Annotated in this window: 12 protein-coding genes; 2 read left to right on the top strand and 10 right to left on the bottom strand. The window is 39.7% G+C overall.

Annotated elements, in window-relative coordinates; all coding sequences use genetic code 11:
• Positions 1 to 23: 23 nt before the first annotated feature.
• The 10 genes from R2S10_RS17180 to R2S10_RS17135 all read right to left on the bottom strand — a co-directional run bounded on the left by R2S10_RS17180 (position 24) and on the right by R2S10_RS17135 (position 15,130).
• On the bottom strand, positions 24 to 1,283 hold the full coding sequence (locus R2S10_RS17180; protein ID WP_316841638.1) for an amidohydrolase family protein: 1,260 nt from the start codon (positions 1,281 to 1,283) through the stop codon (positions 24 to 26).
• A 29-nt stretch (positions 1,284 to 1,312) separates the two neighbouring features.
• Positions 1,313 to 2,449 carry a TlpA disulfide reductase family protein gene (locus R2S10_RS17175; RefSeq protein ID WP_316841637.1) on the bottom strand — a complete coding sequence of 379 codons (1,137 nt, stop codon included), beginning with the start codon at positions 2,447 to 2,449 and terminating at the stop codon, positions 1,313 to 1,315.
• Entirely contained in the window at positions 2,446 to 3,531 is a 1,086-nt protein-coding gene (locus R2S10_RS17170) for a TlpA disulfide reductase family protein (RefSeq protein ID WP_316841636.1), read from the bottom strand. The genes R2S10_RS17175 and R2S10_RS17170 overlap by 4 nt, the downstream gene beginning before the upstream one ends.
• 9 nt (positions 3,532 to 3,540) lie before the next feature.
• On the bottom strand, positions 3,541 to 5,028 hold the full coding sequence (locus R2S10_RS17165; protein WP_316841635.1) for a PKD-like family lipoprotein: 1,488 nt from the start codon (positions 5,026 to 5,028) through the stop codon (positions 3,541 to 3,543).
• Between the two features lie 11 nt (positions 5,029 to 5,039).
• Positions 5,040 to 5,801, bottom strand: a complete 762-nt coding sequence (locus R2S10_RS17160; RefSeq protein ID WP_316841634.1) for a DUF4843 domain-containing protein — start codon at positions 5,799 to 5,801, stop codon at positions 5,040 to 5,042.
• Positions 5,802 to 5,811: 10 nt separating this feature from the next.
• Positions 5,812 to 7,251 (bottom strand): RagB/SusD family nutrient uptake outer membrane protein, encoded by a 1,440-nt coding sequence (locus R2S10_RS17155; RefSeq protein WP_316841633.1) that lies wholly within the window; start codon positions 7,249 to 7,251, stop codon positions 5,812 to 5,814.
• 17 nt (positions 7,252 to 7,268) lie between these two features.
• On the bottom strand, positions 7,269 to 10,643 hold the full coding sequence (locus tag R2S10_RS17150; RefSeq protein WP_316841632.1) for a SusC/RagA family TonB-linked outer membrane protein: 3,375 nt from the start codon (positions 10,641 to 10,643) through the stop codon (positions 7,269 to 7,271).
• Positions 10,644 to 10,987: 344 nt separating this feature from the next.
• Positions 10,988 to 12,193 carry a FecR family protein gene (locus R2S10_RS17145; protein WP_316841631.1) on the bottom strand — a complete coding sequence of 402 codons (1,206 nt, stop codon included), beginning with the start codon at positions 12,191 to 12,193 and terminating at the stop codon, positions 10,988 to 10,990.
• A gap of 65 nt (positions 12,194 to 12,258) precedes the next feature.
• Positions 12,259 to 12,864: an RNA polymerase sigma-70 factor gene (locus R2S10_RS17140; RefSeq protein WP_316841630.1), complete on the bottom strand. Its 606-nt coding sequence runs from the start codon at positions 12,862 to 12,864 to the stop codon at positions 12,259 to 12,261.
• A 313-nt stretch (positions 12,865 to 13,177) separates the two neighbouring features.
• Positions 13,178 to 15,130, bottom strand: a complete 1,953-nt coding sequence (locus R2S10_RS17135; RefSeq protein WP_316841629.1) for a KUP/HAK/KT family potassium transporter — start codon at positions 15,128 to 15,130, stop codon at positions 13,178 to 13,180.
• Between the two features lie 197 nt (positions 15,131 to 15,327).
• Between R2S10_RS17135 and R2S10_RS17130 the strand changes: the two genes are divergently transcribed.
• Together R2S10_RS17130 and R2S10_RS17125 are read left to right on the top strand one after the other, a co-directional pair.
• On the top strand, positions 15,328 to 15,843 hold the full coding sequence (locus R2S10_RS17130) for a T9SS type A sorting domain-containing protein (protein WP_316841628.1): 516 nt from the start codon (positions 15,328 to 15,330) through the stop codon (positions 15,841 to 15,843).
• 89 nt (positions 15,844 to 15,932) lie between these two features.
• On the top strand, positions 15,933 to 16,544 hold the full coding sequence (locus R2S10_RS17125) for a fumarylacetoacetate hydrolase family protein (protein ID WP_316841627.1): 612 nt from the start codon (positions 15,933 to 15,935) through the stop codon (positions 16,542 to 16,544).
• Positions 16,545 to 16,546 lie beyond the last annotated feature (2 nt).

Here is a 16,546-nt window from a genome sequence, read left to right as displayed (position 1 = left end):
TTTAACATCATTTATAGTACTCCTCAAAAAACCACTATTTTGCCTTCTTTTATAACCATATCTGGTTGATCAAAAGCATCCAAAGATTTCAATGGATCTGAATTTAATATTAATAAATCCGCTCTTTTTCCTGCACGAACCAGACCTCGATCTTTTAAACCTGTAACCAAGGCCCCGTTTATTGTTGCAGACTGAATTACCTGTAATGGAGAAAGACCACATTTATCAATCAGCAACTTCATTTCATCAAGCAAGGGAACACTTTCATTCTTAGTAGGATAAATCCAATCGGTTCCAGTGACAATCTTTACACCTAATTCATTTGCACGGCGGGTAATCAAAGCTGCATTTACCATTCTATTATTTTCAGCATGAAAAACGGTCGGATCTAAAAATGTGCCCCGCTTCTTCATTTCCAATAGCATTTGATCTCTAGCCTGATCATCTAATTTCAAGCCTTTATACAACTGCGCCCAGGCCGCACCTATCTCGATTGTATCCCCTTTGATTTGCTGAAAAACAAGGTCATTAGCATGCGACATGCTATTTACATTGGACTTTGCCACATCCATAGGCTTGGAAGGAAAAATAGCACCATGAGCCCAGGCCAATAAGCCTTGCTGGTGTGCCTCATTGGTAATTTCGGAAATCAGCTCTTTACTCAAGTCGGCGTAAATTTTTATTCCTGTTACTCCGGCTTTCTTTGCCTCAAGAATGGCAGGCTTCACGTCTGCCTTACTACTGATTGCCCGGTACCATGCTGTATTACCCAAATCTACTCCTCCATCACGTCCATTACCCAGCATTTTGAAATAACCCGGACCAGCAAACTGTGCAGCATAGTATAGATCAGGTCCAGCCTGCTTACCTTTCTCAACCTTCTTTTTACATTCCGCTAAAAAAGGCGCATTACCTGCCATATCCCGTACTGTAGTAATGCCATGTCGTAATAAATTCGCCATGATACTGTCCGCCCTGGAATGTGCAGAGTTAAGATTTTTCAGGTCTCCAGTACCTAAATGCACATGAGCATCCATCAATCCTGGAGTTATAAATTTACCGCTACAATCGATTACCGTGGTTTTACTATTGACCCCTTTCAAAGGTGCAAAGGACACTGATTTAACCAGGCCATTTTCAATTAGCACAGCGCCAATTCGCGGTTTCACATTCGCATCACCATCAATAATGGTCGCATTTTTCAATAAGATTATGTTTGGTTTTTGTGCATATACCGCCCCTTGCCACAATAATAGTGACACCAATACTTTTAATTTAGTCATCGGTTATGTATTAAGTATTTTAAAAGAATCTATTTTATGAATTTCTCCAGTGCTTCTTCCAAAGCAGCACCTCTTAGATTGGTTGCAATTATTTTTCCTTGAGGGTCAATCAGGAAATTGGCAGGAATCCCTTTCACTTCATACAACTGCTCCACACCAATTTTCTTGTCATTTAACAGCTGTACCCAGGGCATACCATCCTCCTTAACAGCTTTTCTCCAGGCTGGTTCGCTAGAATCCAGTGATACCCCAAGAACCGTAAAACCTTTTGCCTTAAACGCATCATAAGCTTTTACTACAGTTGGGTTTTCCTTACGGCAAGGGCCGCACCAGCTTGCCCAGAAATCCAGCAAAAGATATTTTCCTCTTAAAGCTTTTAGGCTAACGGATTTCCCTTCCAGATCCTTTAACTCAAAATCCGGAGCCTGCTGACCAATGGACACGGACTTTATGCGATTGATCTTCCTCTCTATTTGCTTCAGATAATAGCAATGACGAATGGAAGGATCGAATTGATTTAAAAATTCCTCCATTTTTTGGACATCGTCAGTATTCATGGTATAAAGACTCGCCATCACGGCCAAAGGCATACTTTTAGGATATTTAGGGACCAGTGCCATGATTTCTTCCTGTTTTTGTTGAAACAGCAAATCAAGCACCTTGCCTGCATCTTTTAATTTAGCTTGATTTTCAGGAGTTTTCGCTACCGTATTGTATAACCTGAAGGCTTCATTATAAGGCTTACTTGCTGCTTCAATCGCCTTATTCGCAGCTAAACCTTTATATAATTTATCATACTCTCTGGCAAACGGCGAACCTTTCACCGCAGAAATCGACATCGCTTTGTCTTTAAGTTCCGCCTGAATCTCAACCTTTGGAGAATTTACAAAAAAAGAAATTGTGGGTATGCTCATCGACCTCCCTAATGGTCCAACTGAAGGTGCATGCAGGTAGTAATAACGCATGTCTCCGATCTCCATATTGGCGATAAGTTTAAATTTACCATCTTTAGTCTGAGTCCTACAAATTTCAGTTTGGTCTACATTCAGCAACACCAGGTCATTATTTCCTAATCCTTTTACTTCACCTTGAATGGTTACTTTTTTGATTTGTGCACTTGCATTGAGCGCCAACAAAAGGCAAAAGCCTAATAATATATTTTTCATAATTTTTTGAGATCAGCGATTTCTACATGTTGTTTAATAATCACTCCCTGTTTATTTACTAAAAAGGTACTAGGTAGGGTTTGTACCTGGTATGCTGCTGCAAAATTGCCCTTCATGGCTTTATCGCTGAGCAGTTGCATCCATGGAATTTTATCAGCCAGCACCGCTTTTTTCCAGGCCGCAGGGTCCTCATCAACAGAAATTGAGACAAATTCAATTCCTTTCTTTTTCAATTCGGCGTACTCTGGGGCCAATTTTCTGTTGGTTACCCTGCAAGGGGTACACCAGGACGCCCAGACATCAATCAGCACATATTCATTTTTCTTTAGAATACTATCCAATGATACCGAAATCCCCTGCATTGAAGTAAGGGTAAATTCCGGCGCCTTTTTGCCGGTCATCTGAACAGCATTGAAGGCTTCTAATTTTGCACTGAGCTGCTGATAGGTAGCCTTCGCCCATTGCTGCTTTTGAAATAAAGGGCTTAAAATCTTCAGTGCTTCAGCCGTCCAGGCATAGGCGTAACTTTGGGCCATCCAGGCTCCTGCAGTGTTTGTACTGTTTTCCTGAACAAACCTCAGTCTTTCTTTTGATACTGAATTTGCTACTATATAGGTCTTTTTTTCCAGGATGATTTTTTTCTCCATGTCGGTTTCCTTGATGTACTGATTACCTAAACCCTGCCACTCTTTTTCCAAAGGCGCCAATGTAGCCCGATGTTGTTGAAGCTTCATTTCCAGCTTACCACCGCTGACCTTTGTCTCCCCATCATTAAAAGCAACTGAAGTCGTTCCTCCATCTAATAGAATATTGGTACTGGCATAAGGCTTTCTGATATTCAGTGAATACACCGCAGGTAAACTATCGATGATGTGCAATTCCTGATCACCTTCCTTTAAGTGCAAGGTATCTATGAGTTTTCTTACTGGCCATTCCTGGTAAATGGTAAGTTTGGTATTGTTAAATTTGGAAGCTGCAGTAATGCGTATTTTCGAAACACCTTGTTTACGCTCCTGTGCAAGCGCAGGTAAGGCCATGCTTATAAAAAGCATGGCGATACTAATTTTCTTAATGATTTTCATGTGCTGTGCTTAACGGAACTCTTTATAAGCAATGTCTATAATTGTGTCAAAGCCATCATTTCTTGTTGCATACCTACCCGTCTTTAGCGCGCCGGTAGCAGACAAATCGAAGGTATATAAAACCCCCTCTTCCCCCTTGTTTACCGCAACCACCAAGCGGTTATTCACGAATGGATTTTTAGCTTCATTCATGAGCAGCGTTTCTCTGAACATCTTAAAAGCCACAATTTTTTCATCAGCAGGAAAAGTATACAAAGCAGGCAAAGATTTCTTCTCCCCCATTTTATACAAATAAATGCTGTTGTCAATGATGTAATAAAGTAATGGTAACTTCCCTGAAACCGCATAAAAAGAAGGTGTCACATTAGTTGGAATATCCAGTTTATCCACAGCCATCGCCGGATAAATATCCAATGCTTTATTCAGGTCCATGGTATACAAATTATGTTCACCACGACTGTTTCTGCCCACCACATAAGTTTTATCACTTGCACCGGCATCAGTGAATTTAATCTCATCAGTGAAGCTGCTCATATTAAAAGGGGCATCAACAGGTTTCTTCTGGAAAGGCAATAGTTGATTTCCTCCATAAGCCTGATACATAAAACCTTTGGATAGCTCGTCATAAAAAACAGTCGTTATCGGAGATCCTGTTCTCACTGACAAGGTGAATTTTGAGGCTTTATAATTACCTCCCATCGGTTGATCAAATAGAGAGGGATAATTTGCATCCGGTCCACCATTAGTTCTGTATACCAGTCCGTCAGTATCCCACAAATAATAGGAAAAGAAATACAAATCTGCGTCAAAATGGGACATCACCGGGCTTTGGCCGGAAGCAAAAGCATCATTTTCATCGCTATTTACTTCAAACGTATTCCGGTTGAGCCAGAACAGTTTAGATTGTCCGGTTTTAATGGCAATAGGCTGTATCTTTGGGCCAGGATAATTGAGACAGTACAACTTTTCAGGTTTGGACAAAATTGGGTACGTTGATGAAGGAATCAGGAAATTTCTCAGCACATCATTTTCAGAACTTACAATAGAAAGATTGGTGATGTTATTTTTCCAGGTCAGGAGTAACCAGCCTTCTGAGTTCATTCGCTTTACAGTCAGCGCGATTTTTTTATAGGCCTTTATGCCGGTCTTTTGATCTGTGGATTCAGCAACCAACACATAGGAACCTGTAGCCATATTAATTTTAAGTACAAGTTGAGCAGTATTACCCGCATCGATAGTAGTTGCAGTAGATGTAGCGTTGGAGTAATAGTACCACTTATAACTCAGCTCTCCGTTTCCCAGACTTTGTTCTGCGCTGGCATCTAGTTTTAATACGTCATCAACATTTACTACATAAGCATCCTTCAAGCTCCCATTTATCGTAAGATCATTGACCTTCTCAGGTGTGTATTCGCCCAGATTTTGCTTCATGCAGGAAGTAAGCACCATCAACAATAGAATGGCAATACCATAGGTGGTTTTATATATTTTGTTCATCTAAGTTCTGTTTAAAAAGAAATTTCAATTCCATTCTCATCTTTCAATTTTTCAGGACGACCCGTATTAAATTTCGTTAGTGCCGTTCTCAGTCTCGTTCTGTTACCTGTCATTACCGCAGCTTGAGTATCACTAGGGAAACTGATTTTAGCCAATACATCAATTATAAACCTGTATTTCACTTCACTATACGCCCCAAAATAGTTGAGCAGGAAAGTATCCCAATTGGCTGGTTTTATAGCAATATCTCTGGCCACAAAATTAATGGCCACCATATTCGTTACCCCTTCATTAGAAAAATAATTAGTTGTATCCGCCAAGGGGCCTAATTCGAAATGTTCATTCATTTTCAGATTATAGGCAAAAGACAGTTCATTTTTCGTCATACCAGATGTACGTCTGACTACTACACGGATAGCTTTATTAAAAGCTCCGGCAGGAATAACGAAATCTTTATCCAGCAAATCAAAGTCTACACCTTCTACTGCATTTCCAGGTTTGGCACTTCTTTCCAGTACAAAAGCCCTTGGGTTATCAGATGCAGGACCACTCGCCTGAACTATTAAAGCCAGGGTATCCGTTTTTTTAATACTATTTTGTGGCAGATAATCAATCCTCAGGTTTCCTGCAGTTGCAGTTGGAAAAGGGAGGTAAAAAACTTTTTTTTCCAATCTAAAATAGATTCTTGGTTTTTCTGTATAGGCCTGCAGGCTTTCCTTCTTACAGGCTGCAAATATTCCAAATACCATTAATATGGTCAATAACTTCTTCATTTTGATTTAATTAATTATTAAAAATCAACTCATCTTCGGGTACTGGCAATACATATACCTTACTGTCGGCAGGCACATTACTACCTGGAATCTGGCTAAACTTGTTGCGTTTATAATAATAAAACAACTGTCCTTCGGCCCAAAACTCCTTTTGATATTCTTTGGTTAAAGCTTCTTTTAAAGCTGCTTTGCTACTAATACCTAGCAGTGGGTCGAGACCACGATGACTCAATACTTCATTAAGGAGTTCAGTGGCTTCATTCAAATCCGGAGCACATTCGGCGGCGATATAATAAATCTCACTAATTTTAATTACCGGCACTACATTTTTCGGCCATACACAACCAACAGCATTATCTTCCAATTGCAAATACTTAGTACTTACCAATTTCCCTTCAAAAGTTGACCACAGATATTGGCGTCTGTAATCTGTACTTGATTTTTCAAAAAGCGCTTCAATAACTGCATTGTCATTGTTCAGAAAATATCCTTCGAAGTTGGTTGGATTTCTGTTGAAATAGCTATCGGTATAGGCTTTCATATTGTTAATCTGCAAAGCGAACAATTGTTCGTTTCTAAAAGTACGATCGCGGCATACCCCTTCTGTACTGATATCCTGACTGGTGACAAAGCTAAATTTCCCAGAGGCAATTACTTTTTTAGCATAAGCATAAGCTTCATCAGGTTGGTTATTGTACTGGTAAACTCTTGCTAAAGTAGCTTGTACCGCCAGGTAATTCATTCTGAACTTTCTGAGGTCTTTACTAAAATCGATGTAATCATTTGCTGCTCCGCTAACTATTGGATCTTTTGACAGCAATTTTTCTGCTTCCAGAAGATCATTGATAATTAATTTGATCACTTCATTGGCAGGTAACAAAGGCTGCGCCTCTCTACTCACCAGGGTTCGGTAAGGAATTGATTTCGCTGTTGCCTGATCAGCCATCATTGGACCAAACATCCGCAGCAGATCGAAATGCAGAAATGCCCTTAAACCTAAGGCTTCCCCTCTAATCAGATTGTAATTATCTCCGGTGAATACAGCCCTTTTTTCCTCCATATTACTTAAAATATTATTTGCGTTGGCAATCCCGCTATAAGCTGAAAGCCAAATGCTTCTGATCGTGGTTTTTACCGGGAGCAATTTGCCATCTTGAGCATCATCTGTATTATAGTTGTAATTGATCGTATTATAATAAGGATTGGTTTTCTTTTCGCCTCTGTATCGTTGCGCCAGGGCATCCAAAAATGACATGCTCAGGTTATCGCCATAAAGCGGTTTTCTAGCCATAAGTGTATAAATTCCGGATAGTGCATCAATAAATCCTCTTTCTTTTTCAAAAAGGTATTCTTCCTTGATCTGAGACTTAGGCTTTACATCCAGGTATTTTTTGCAGGAGTAGCAGCTGGCAATGACCAGCAGTAATAATGCTATATATTTTTTGTTCATGATTTAAATTGATGATGTTAAAAACCAGTTTGAATAGAAACAGAGAAACTTCTGGTGAACGGATAATCTAATCCACGTTCCATTTGAATGGAACTTAACCGGAATAAATTATTCGCATAGACCCCGAAATTCAAGTTTCTCAGTTTTAAGGATTTCAATTTTGAGGGATCGATGCGGTACAATAAGGAAAGGGAAGTCATTTCCAATGTATTGTCGTCTTGCACAAACCTGGATGAGGCTTTCGTTTTAGCTCCTGCAATGGCAATAGATTTGAAATAAGCAATGTCTCCAGCTTGTTTCCAGCGTTCAGTCAATACACGGACATCCGCATTGTCTACCAGATTTACATTTTCTATTCTATTCAGCAAAGTCTGGTTAAAATACTGTCCACCAAATCTATAGGAGAAATACGTAGTCAATTGTAGTCCTTTATACGCCATTGAAGCGCCAAGACTTCCACGGTATTTAGGATTAGAAACCCCAAATGAAACCATGTCCTTAGCATCCCAGGTGAAAGTGGAGGTACCATCCTTTTTAAGGAACATTTCATGACCAGTAGCTGGATCTATACCCAATGAAGGCACCACCCAGATTGCATCCAGGGATTTACCTTCTTCATACCTTTGAAAAGGACTGGTATTATCTACAGAGTTGAACAGTTTCTCATTCTGGGCTTTCAGTTCATTACTGATCTTTTTAACCTTGGTATTATTGCTCCCAATATTCCCCATCAGCATCAAGCTAAAATCATTGAAATTAGCAGCAGTAATTGCCTGGAAACTGGATCTCAATTCCCAACCATGACTTCCTAGCGAGCCTAAATTTCCTTTATAGGTTTCGAAACCTGTAGAAAGCGGCAGGTTAAAGTCAGCGATAAACTTATCCGTATAATCGTAGTAATAATCCGCGTTGACCATCAGGCGGTTTTTAAACAACGTAATGTCGGCACCTACATTGTACTTCATGGTACTTTGCCAGGTCAGGCTTTCATTTCCAATACTAAGTAAACTTGCACCAATAGTGCTACCATAAGATTCATTGAGGAAATAATTATAAGTACGGTAGGCCATATAGGGATCAAACTGCTGGGCACCAGTTAAACCGGTTGACCCCCTTAACTTAATCTGAGAAATTGTACCATTTTCCAATAGTTGCTTTGCAAAAGCTTCATTGTGAATATTCCATCCTGCTCCTACTGACCAGAAAGGAGCGAATAACCTATCTGAGCCCAGTCCGGATGAACCATCCAGGCGGTAAGAAAAATCTGCGAAGTAACGGTTATCATAGCTATAGTTAACATTGCCCAGGAAGCCCAGTGATTTCACCGTCGATTCTGAACCCGATGGCCGATCATTCACATATTTACGCCCATAAAAAACGTAATCCGTCAACGCACTTGGTAGTCCATTTACCTGGACGATTACATTTTCATTACTGTTTTGATTTGCTCTGGCACTGAACGTTGAATAGATCTGACTTTTACCCAGTTTACGGTTGTAGTTAAGATCGATATTGGCATCATATGAGAACAGTTTACCATAACCAGAGGTATAGGAACCACGTTCAAAAACACTGGTATTCAATGCCCTGAAAATGGTATGGTCTGCTGGTAAAAATACCTCACTATTGTTATTTTGAGAGGTTAATGAAAGCCGTCCCCTTATGCTCAGGTCTCTATTGAAGTTGTAGGTAATTGCCGTGTTATTGATCAGACTTCCCGTCTTTCTAAAATCTTTACCATTAAGAGTGGTATTGTACACAGGATTATAAATATCTCCATATACCTCCCCCTGAAAACTAACAGGCTTTCTTTGCAGGTAAAGTAAAACATTTCCATTTTGATCATAAGGGCTGAAATAAGGATTCATTTTTACATATTGAGAGAAGGAGCCCCATGGAGAGTTGGTGGCGTTGGTATATTGCAGACTCAATCTGTTGCTCAACAAAAACTTATCTCCGCGAAAATTAAGATAAATTCCTCCATTATAAGAGGTACGATCTGAACCTTTCATTACCCCATTCCGGTCATTATAGGTAAAATCCAGACCATAGGTCATGCGGTCGGAACCACCATCCATTGTTAAACCATGTCTTTGACTTAGGGTGTTTTCAAGAGGTAATGACGGCCAATACGTATCACGACCACGCAATACCTCCTTATATCGCTCATTATAAAGCGATTTAAGATTTTGATCCATATCTGTAAATCCTGTATTGTATACTCCTGCCAGGTTTTCCGCTTCCAGTTTCTGCCTGGAGTTCAACAACTTATAGTCATGTAAATCAGGAAGTTCAACCGTTAAATCCAATTTGTAATTGAACCTTAACTGGCCTGTCGGTGGTTTTACCCTTTCCACAACAATCACTCCGCTTGCTCCTCTTGAACCATAAATCGCCGTTGCCGAAGCATCCTTTAAGATAGTGATGCTCTGAATTAACGTGATGTCAAGGTCGTTGATCTGGCTGATGGAAACCTCAAAACCATCCAGGACAAATAGCGGAAGGTTCGGATTTACCGTATAGGTATTTTTGATCTCATCTACACTTTTGCCATAAGCACTGTAGTAATCCTTCTCATTTCTAAGGTTACTTTTACTCATTGGATTTATAATGGTATTGGTAGGTAAACTGGAAGTTCCCCTCAGTCTGATCTGAGCCATTTTATTTGGGTCAGAACCATTTAAGATATCCTGTGGAATCTGAACTGAAGGATCCAATACGCCCAGGACACCCAATACATTCTGGTTTCCAACTTTACGGATATCGTTTGCGGTAATTGTATTTGCCGATCCGGTATAGGTTTTAGCAGAACGCTCAAAAATACCCGTCACCACTACATCTTTTAAAGCCATTGTACTCACTTTCATGCGGATTACTACCGGCTCGCTCTTGTCTTTAACCGTATACTCATAAGGATCATATCCTATAAAAGAGATCACTAGTACAGCTCCTTTATCAGCAGCAATCACAAATGCCCCATTTTTATCCGTTCGCGTTATCGTTTTTGTTCCCTTTACCACCACACTGGCACTAGGCAGAGGCTCTCCGGTTTCGTCGAGCACACGGCCTTTGATGTCATCAGCTACGATGTAGTTGTACAAATTATCTAACAAGCTCTTTTCCTTTGGTTTAATCGAAATCGCTTTGTCTTCGATAGAGAATGCCAGGCCCTGATCATCCAGAATTTTCGTCAAGGCCTCTTTTAGCGGAGTCTCCTTGAAATTAACACTTACCGGTGTGGTCTTATCCAGCTGTTTGGTTTCGTACAGCACGGTGTAACCGGTTTGTTTTCTGATCTCTTGAAGGATGCTTTTTAAACTTGCCTGATCCCTCTTGAGCGTAATGTTTTGGGCATTGGTTTTGGCACTCACTTGTAATAAAAAAACAGTCATTATCACAATGATCAATTTCATAATACGGAGTAATTGGTTAGGTATAACTAAAGGCAAACGATGCCTGATTAGTTGATTAAAATTCATAAATTTGGTTGTTTTGGTTAGTTGCGGAAGCCTCGAAACCTCGAAAATTAACAGGCTCCCGTAATTGTAAAACTTATTATGGTTGATTCTTTTTAAGAATTGACAAATCAAAACAGTTGACCGGGGGTGGTTCCAAGCACCTCCGGTTTTTTCAGTACTGGTCTTTTGCTTAGGTTTTCAAAAGGCCTGCGCTGTTGTTTTTATCAGCAATAGTTGGTTGGGTTGTTTGCTTGATTTGCATTCAAATGAGTGTAGCGTTATTTCATTGCAATGATCCTCCCTTCTTCAATTTTAAAATGGACACCGCCTGTAAGTTCAAGCTGTCTTAATACTTTTGATACATTATCGAAACGGGAAACACTTCCGCCGAACAATTTATTTTTATCCAGACCTGGTTCGTATACCACCTCCACATCATACCATCTTGCTACTCTTTTCATGATGTGTTCCAAAGGTTCATCATTGAATACAAAGAGCCCATTTTTCCATGCCAGTACCTCCTCTATATCTGCTTTAGTGATTTTAATTTGTCCCTGAGCCATCACAGACTGCTGTCCAGGTTTCAGGATCACATGAACACCCTCTTGCTGCAGATTACTTACCTTCACAGCCCCTTCCAGCAAGGTGGTTTTTACCTGCTCATCATCCACATAACTACTGATGTTGAAATGGGTGCCTAATACTTCTACCTCCTGATGAGCAGTATGGACCTTAAAGGGGTGTTTTACGTCTTTACTAACTTCAAAATAAGCTTCACCAACTAATTCGATCGTTCTTTCCTTAAGGGATGCAAAACTCGTTGGAAACCTGATGCTGGAGGCTGCATTCAACCAAACATGCGTACCATCGGATAATTTAACCTGATAGGTTCCGCCTTTTGGTGTAGTGATCGTGTTATAGGTAGCGTTTTGATGTCCAGAAATTTCGTAAACCAACTGTCCGTCGCCTGTTTTACGAATCACCATTCCTGCAACTTTTACCAATGCACCATCTGCTGCTCCATTCAACGTAATGACCTTTCCATCGGCAAGCGTTAAAACTGCTTTATTGCCACCTGCCGGAATATCTTTAACAGATGGGGAAGAAACGAGATTATTTAAATTTTTCTTCAAATAATCCTGCTGAAATATCGCAATTATTCCGATGAGAATTAACGAGATACAGGCTGCAGAAAAGTATAAAAACACCTTACGCTGATGAAAAGGAAGTATTTTGATCTGATGCGCGACCTCTTTCTTCAATTGAGGTCGCATGTTATGATAGATCAGGGCAAGATGTTGTTTTATATCCGGGCGTAAAGCAACAGGATCATCCTCCACACGCAAAGCATCACTTATTGATTTTCTCAGGTCTTTTTCGGTAAGTGTACCAAAATGAGCAATTAACAACTCAATTTCTTCAGTTGTGCAGGCATTATCCAGGTACTTTTTAAACAATTCAGTATGGGCTATATCTTTTTTCAAGTGGTTTCCTTTTCAACCTAATACGCTTGTCAGGAAAAAACACACTACTCTAAAATGAAAAAAAATTAAATCGCTCCAATTAAGGCAATTGCAAACAAGGCTGGAAGTAACTCTTCTGAGTTACCAAGATAAGTACGGATGGCGATATTTGCCTTTACCAAATGATTGCTAACTGTTGAGGCGGAGATGCCCATAATTATAGCCGCTTCCTCATAACTCTTCCCTTCAATTTTACACAATATGAAGGCTGCTTTACGTTGAGGAGGCAGGGTAGCTATTGCTTTTTCTATGATGACCTTACTTTCTTTATTTAAAAGATCTTCCTCAGTATGGCTATAGATCTCTGTGGTCATTAAGCGAAATGACTCCTGCAATTTCCGGTCGCGGGCCACTTTCCTAAAATGATCGAACACCAGATTTTCTGCGATGGTATATAAATAGGATTTAAAGGAATTTGAGGGATTAATCAGTCCGCGTTTTTCCCAGATTCTTAAAAAAAGCTCCTGAATGACCTCGTCGGCCATATCAGTATCTTTGAGTAACCTTAGTAATCTGGCATAAATCATTTCACTATAATGCGCATACAGCTCCCCGAAGGCCGGTTCTTCACCAGCCTTCAATCGAATCAATAATTCATGTTCATTCCAGCTTTCGCTGCGCTGTATTGGCATTTAAACGGTTGGTTTTAGGCTCAGTATTGTCCGTCTAAAATAGGAAATCGGAGCATTAATACCCTATATAATTTGCGAATTAAGCACGATATTAAACTACGTTATCCAATAAAAAAATAAATAAAACGCAAGCATTTTAAATTAAGGATGCCCAATTCTGTTAATGACAGTTACGATTTCACTTTGTTTTATCACAACAGCAGGTTGACCTAAAGCACATAGCGGTTTCAATAGAGGAATCCGTAACTGCTTTTAAATTAAAAAAGGCTGCTCATAAATAATATGAGCAGCCTTCAGCTATGGAATTATCGGTCTAAACCGGTAACCTCGTTAGCTCTATATCGTCTGGTGTGACAAAGATCAAAGGAACTTTCTCCACATCCACATAACTGGAATCCAGTCCGAAACTTCGTTCTTCAGAAAGACTGAAGCGTTTCAGAATGAAATAATAATCCATTACACTGCGCTCATAGAAGCTCAGTTTAGAGAATTTAGACAAGTGTTTTTCTAAAAGTACGAATCTAAAATCACCTGCAATTTTATGCTTATTTAAAGAGGTGTATTGGCTGGTAATGTCTACTTCACCGTTTTTAACCAGATCTTCAATTACTTTTCTATACAATAGGTTCACACTTTGCTCTACCCTGAAACCTAGTTTAAAGTCGATACGAATCAGCTTTCCTGGAATCAGGAATTCTACTTTATATTCTCTTGTATACGGCTCGTCCACTACATCAACGTGTACCAACCAATAAATATCGGCACGTTTAGGTTCTTTCTGAATGATCGAGTAAATGATTTTAGACTCAATTTCCGTTTTAAAATTGGCACTGGTTAAATAAACCAGTTGTGAAGAATATTTAGGAACGGACTCATCTACACTCAGCTCGGAAATAATCTGAAAATAATCCTCAATCTCTACATATTTAACAAATCTATTTTTGATTTTTCTAGCTACATACCAGCTCCACATCACCGTAAACAGGGCTGAACCGATCAATACGGTCATCCATCCACCATGGAAGAATTTCGCTAGGTTACCCACCAGGAAGGTAGATTCCAATACGCCATAAATCACCAAGAAGATCACAATCACGTAGACTGGAACTTTTTTACGTTTCATATAGGCAGCAACAAGAATAGTGGTCGATAAGAACGTTAAGTTAATGGCAAGACCATAGGCCCCCTCCATTGCACCGGATTTCTTAAAGATTAGTACGATGGCCACACAACCCAGCCACAACAGCCAGTTGATAGAAGGCACATAGATTTGTCCTTTTTGATTACTTGGGTAATTGATTCTTACTTTCGGCCATAGGTTTAATCTTACAGCTTCTGAGATCAGTGTAAAGGAACCTGTAATCATCGCCTGACTGGCAATTACCGCAGCTAAAGTAGCCAGGGCTACCATAAACAATAGGTACGCGGGAGGAACAATTTCAAAGAAAGGATTCAATTCCACCTCGTAATGAGGACGGTGTAGTACCCAAACCCCTTGTCCAAGGTAATTTAAGATCAACATCACTTTTACAAACACCCAGCTTACCCTGATGTTGTTTTTTCCGCAATGTCCCATATCAGAATACAAAGCTTCTGCTCCAGTAGTACATAGAAATACACCACCTAGAATGAGTAATGCCGCGGGATTATCAATCAATAATACTACCGCATAATAAGGATTTAAAGCCTTGAGAATACTGAAATCCTGAACTACAAATAGTAACCCCAATACTCCTAATGCACTGAACCATAAAAACATGACTGGACCAAACAGTTTCCCAACGAGGTTGGTTCCAAATTGCTGAATGATAAAGAGTCCGGTAATAATGGCAATAACGATTGGAATAACAGGCACATCTGGGAATTTCAGTTGTAATCCCTCAATAGCAGTAGTTACCGTGATACTGGGAGTAATGATTCCATCGGCGAGCATCGCACAACCACCAATTACGGCAGGTATGACGAGCCATTTGGCATTCTTCCGCACCAAGGAGTATAGCGAGAAAATCCCACCCTCCCCTTTGTTATCGGCTTTAAGTGTAATGACGACGTACTTAATTGTCGTTTGTAAGGTTAGTGTCCATATGATACAAGAGATTGCACCAAGTACCAATTCTGGAGTGACCGCTTGTCCCGCCCCTTTCACTGCCGTGAAAATCGCTTTCAGGGTATAGAGTGGTGAGGTTCCAATATCTCCATAAACAATCCCTAAACTAATGAGTAACCCTCCGGCACTGAGCGCATTTAAATTTTTCTGATTCGACACCTTGTTCTAATTATGCGGTAAAATTACAGTAAATAAACAAATTTACAATCCAATAATATTTTAGAATACAGATTATGGTTTCCTAATACAAAGAAGAGAGAACGACATAAGTTGTTAAATATTGTTAAATATTAAAATACTGAACAAAAGCATTGATTTTTTTGTTTTTTTATTTATATTTTTGGAACTATCCAAGCATGAATATAAAACTACAAACTAAGCTGCTCTTGAAGATTTCTTGCATTTTATGCCTGAGTGTTTTCTGCGGCCTAAATGTTTTAGCACAGCGCCAGGATAGCACCATTTCTAATGTAAGGGCGAAAAAGATTTACAAGACACCGCAAATCAAAGCCAATGTTCCTACATATAAGCCTAAATCAACATTCGGTTATATTCCTTATAACGAAGTACTGGCGAATTCAAAAGGAGGCACTAACATTAAAGGCGATAAAATTCTTAGTGTATTAAAAGTTTATCCAAATCCGGTAACCGACCAGATTAACCTGATTCTGCGATTGGATCGGGAGTCTAATCTTTCTGTAAAAATCATGGACTTACTAGGAAATGAAGTGGTTACCCTTGCCAATGAGCGAGTTTCAGCTGGAGAACAAACTAAAAGCTACACCATTCCAAACCGATTAAACAGTGGAATTTACTTCCTAAAGGTCGTTTCTGGATCTGAAACCATAGTAAAACGTATTTCCGTTTTATAATTCCCCCTATTCTTTAGTATTTTTGGGGAGGAAGAAACTTTCAGGGCCGAATCTTGTTAGTTCCATAATTATTAATCCCAAATCTGAAGATGAAGATCATTGCCATTGGCCGCAACTACGCTGCGCATGCCAAAGAATTAAACAACCCTGTTCCGGGAACTCCAGTTATATTTTTAAAACCGGACACTGCTGCCTTAAGAGAAAACAAACCTTTTTATATTCCTGAGTTTTCTTCCGACATTCATTATGAGTTGGAAGTGGTATTAAAAATCTGTAGAGAAGGAAAACATATCGCTGAAAAATTCGCAGGAAATTACTTCGAAGAGGTGAGTGTTGGGATCGACTTTACTGCAAGAGATATCCAGACCCGCCATAAAGAAAAAGGCCTGCCATGGGAATTAGCGAAAGCATTTGACCATAGCGCTGCTATTGGGAGTTTTGTTCCAAAAGCTTCATTAACCGACCTGCACAATCTTCCTTTTGAACTTCAGATCAATGGAGAGACGCGCCAGCAAGGAAATACACAAAATATGATCTTCTCATTTGAATATCTGATTTCTTATATATCACAATACTTCACCCTGAAAAAGGGAGACCTGATTTTCACAGGAACACCAGAGGGCGTTGGGCAGGTACACGAGGGAGATAAACTAGAAGCCTGGATGGACGGTCAGCAATTGTTAAATTTTGATATAAAATAGCT

The organism is Pedobacter gandavensis, from assembly GCF_032678745.1.
Taxonomy (GTDB): domain Bacteria; phylum Bacteroidota; class Bacteroidia; order Sphingobacteriales; family Sphingobacteriaceae; genus Pedobacter; species Pedobacter gandavensis_C.
The sequence above is the reverse complement of the archived record's forward strand: the minus strand, read 5'-3'. Positions and strand labels throughout refer to the sequence as shown.

Excerpts from the sequence above, each read along its gene's own strand:
- R2S10_RS17180 (WP_316841638.1), bottom strand. The coding sequence starts at position 1,283 with ATGACTAAATTAAAAGTATTGGTGTCACTATTATTGTGGCAAGGGGCG.
- R2S10_RS17175 (WP_316841637.1), bottom strand. The coding sequence starts at position 2,449 with ATGAAAAATATATTATTAGGCTTTTGCCTTTTGTTGGCGCTCAATGCA.
- R2S10_RS17170 (WP_316841636.1), bottom strand. The coding sequence starts at position 3,531 with ATGAAAATCATTAAGAAAATTAGTATCGCCATGCTTTTTATAAGCATG.
- R2S10_RS17165 (WP_316841635.1), bottom strand. The coding sequence starts at position 5,028 with ATGAACAAAATATATAAAACCACCTATGGTATTGCCATTCTATTGTTG.
- R2S10_RS17160 (WP_316841634.1), bottom strand. The coding sequence starts at position 5,801 with ATGAAGAAGTTATTGACCATATTAATGGTATTTGGAATATTTGCAGCC.
- R2S10_RS17155 (WP_316841633.1), bottom strand. The coding sequence starts at position 7,251 with ATGAACAAAAAATATATAGCATTATTACTGCTGGTCATTGCCAGCTGC.
- R2S10_RS17150 (WP_316841632.1), bottom strand. The coding sequence starts at position 10,643 with ATGACTGTTTTTTTATTACAAGTGAGTGCCAAAACCAATGCCCAAAAC.
- R2S10_RS17140 (WP_316841630.1), bottom strand. The coding sequence starts at position 12,864 with ATGCCAATACAGCGCAGCGAAAGCTGGAATGAACATGAATTATTGATT.
- R2S10_RS17130 (WP_316841628.1), top strand. The coding sequence starts at position 15,328 with ATGAATATAAAACTACAAACTAAGCTGCTCTTGAAGATTTCTTGCATT.
- R2S10_RS17125 (WP_316841627.1), top strand. The coding sequence starts at position 15,933 with ATGAAGATCATTGCCATTGGCCGCAACTACGCTGCGCATGCCAAAGAA.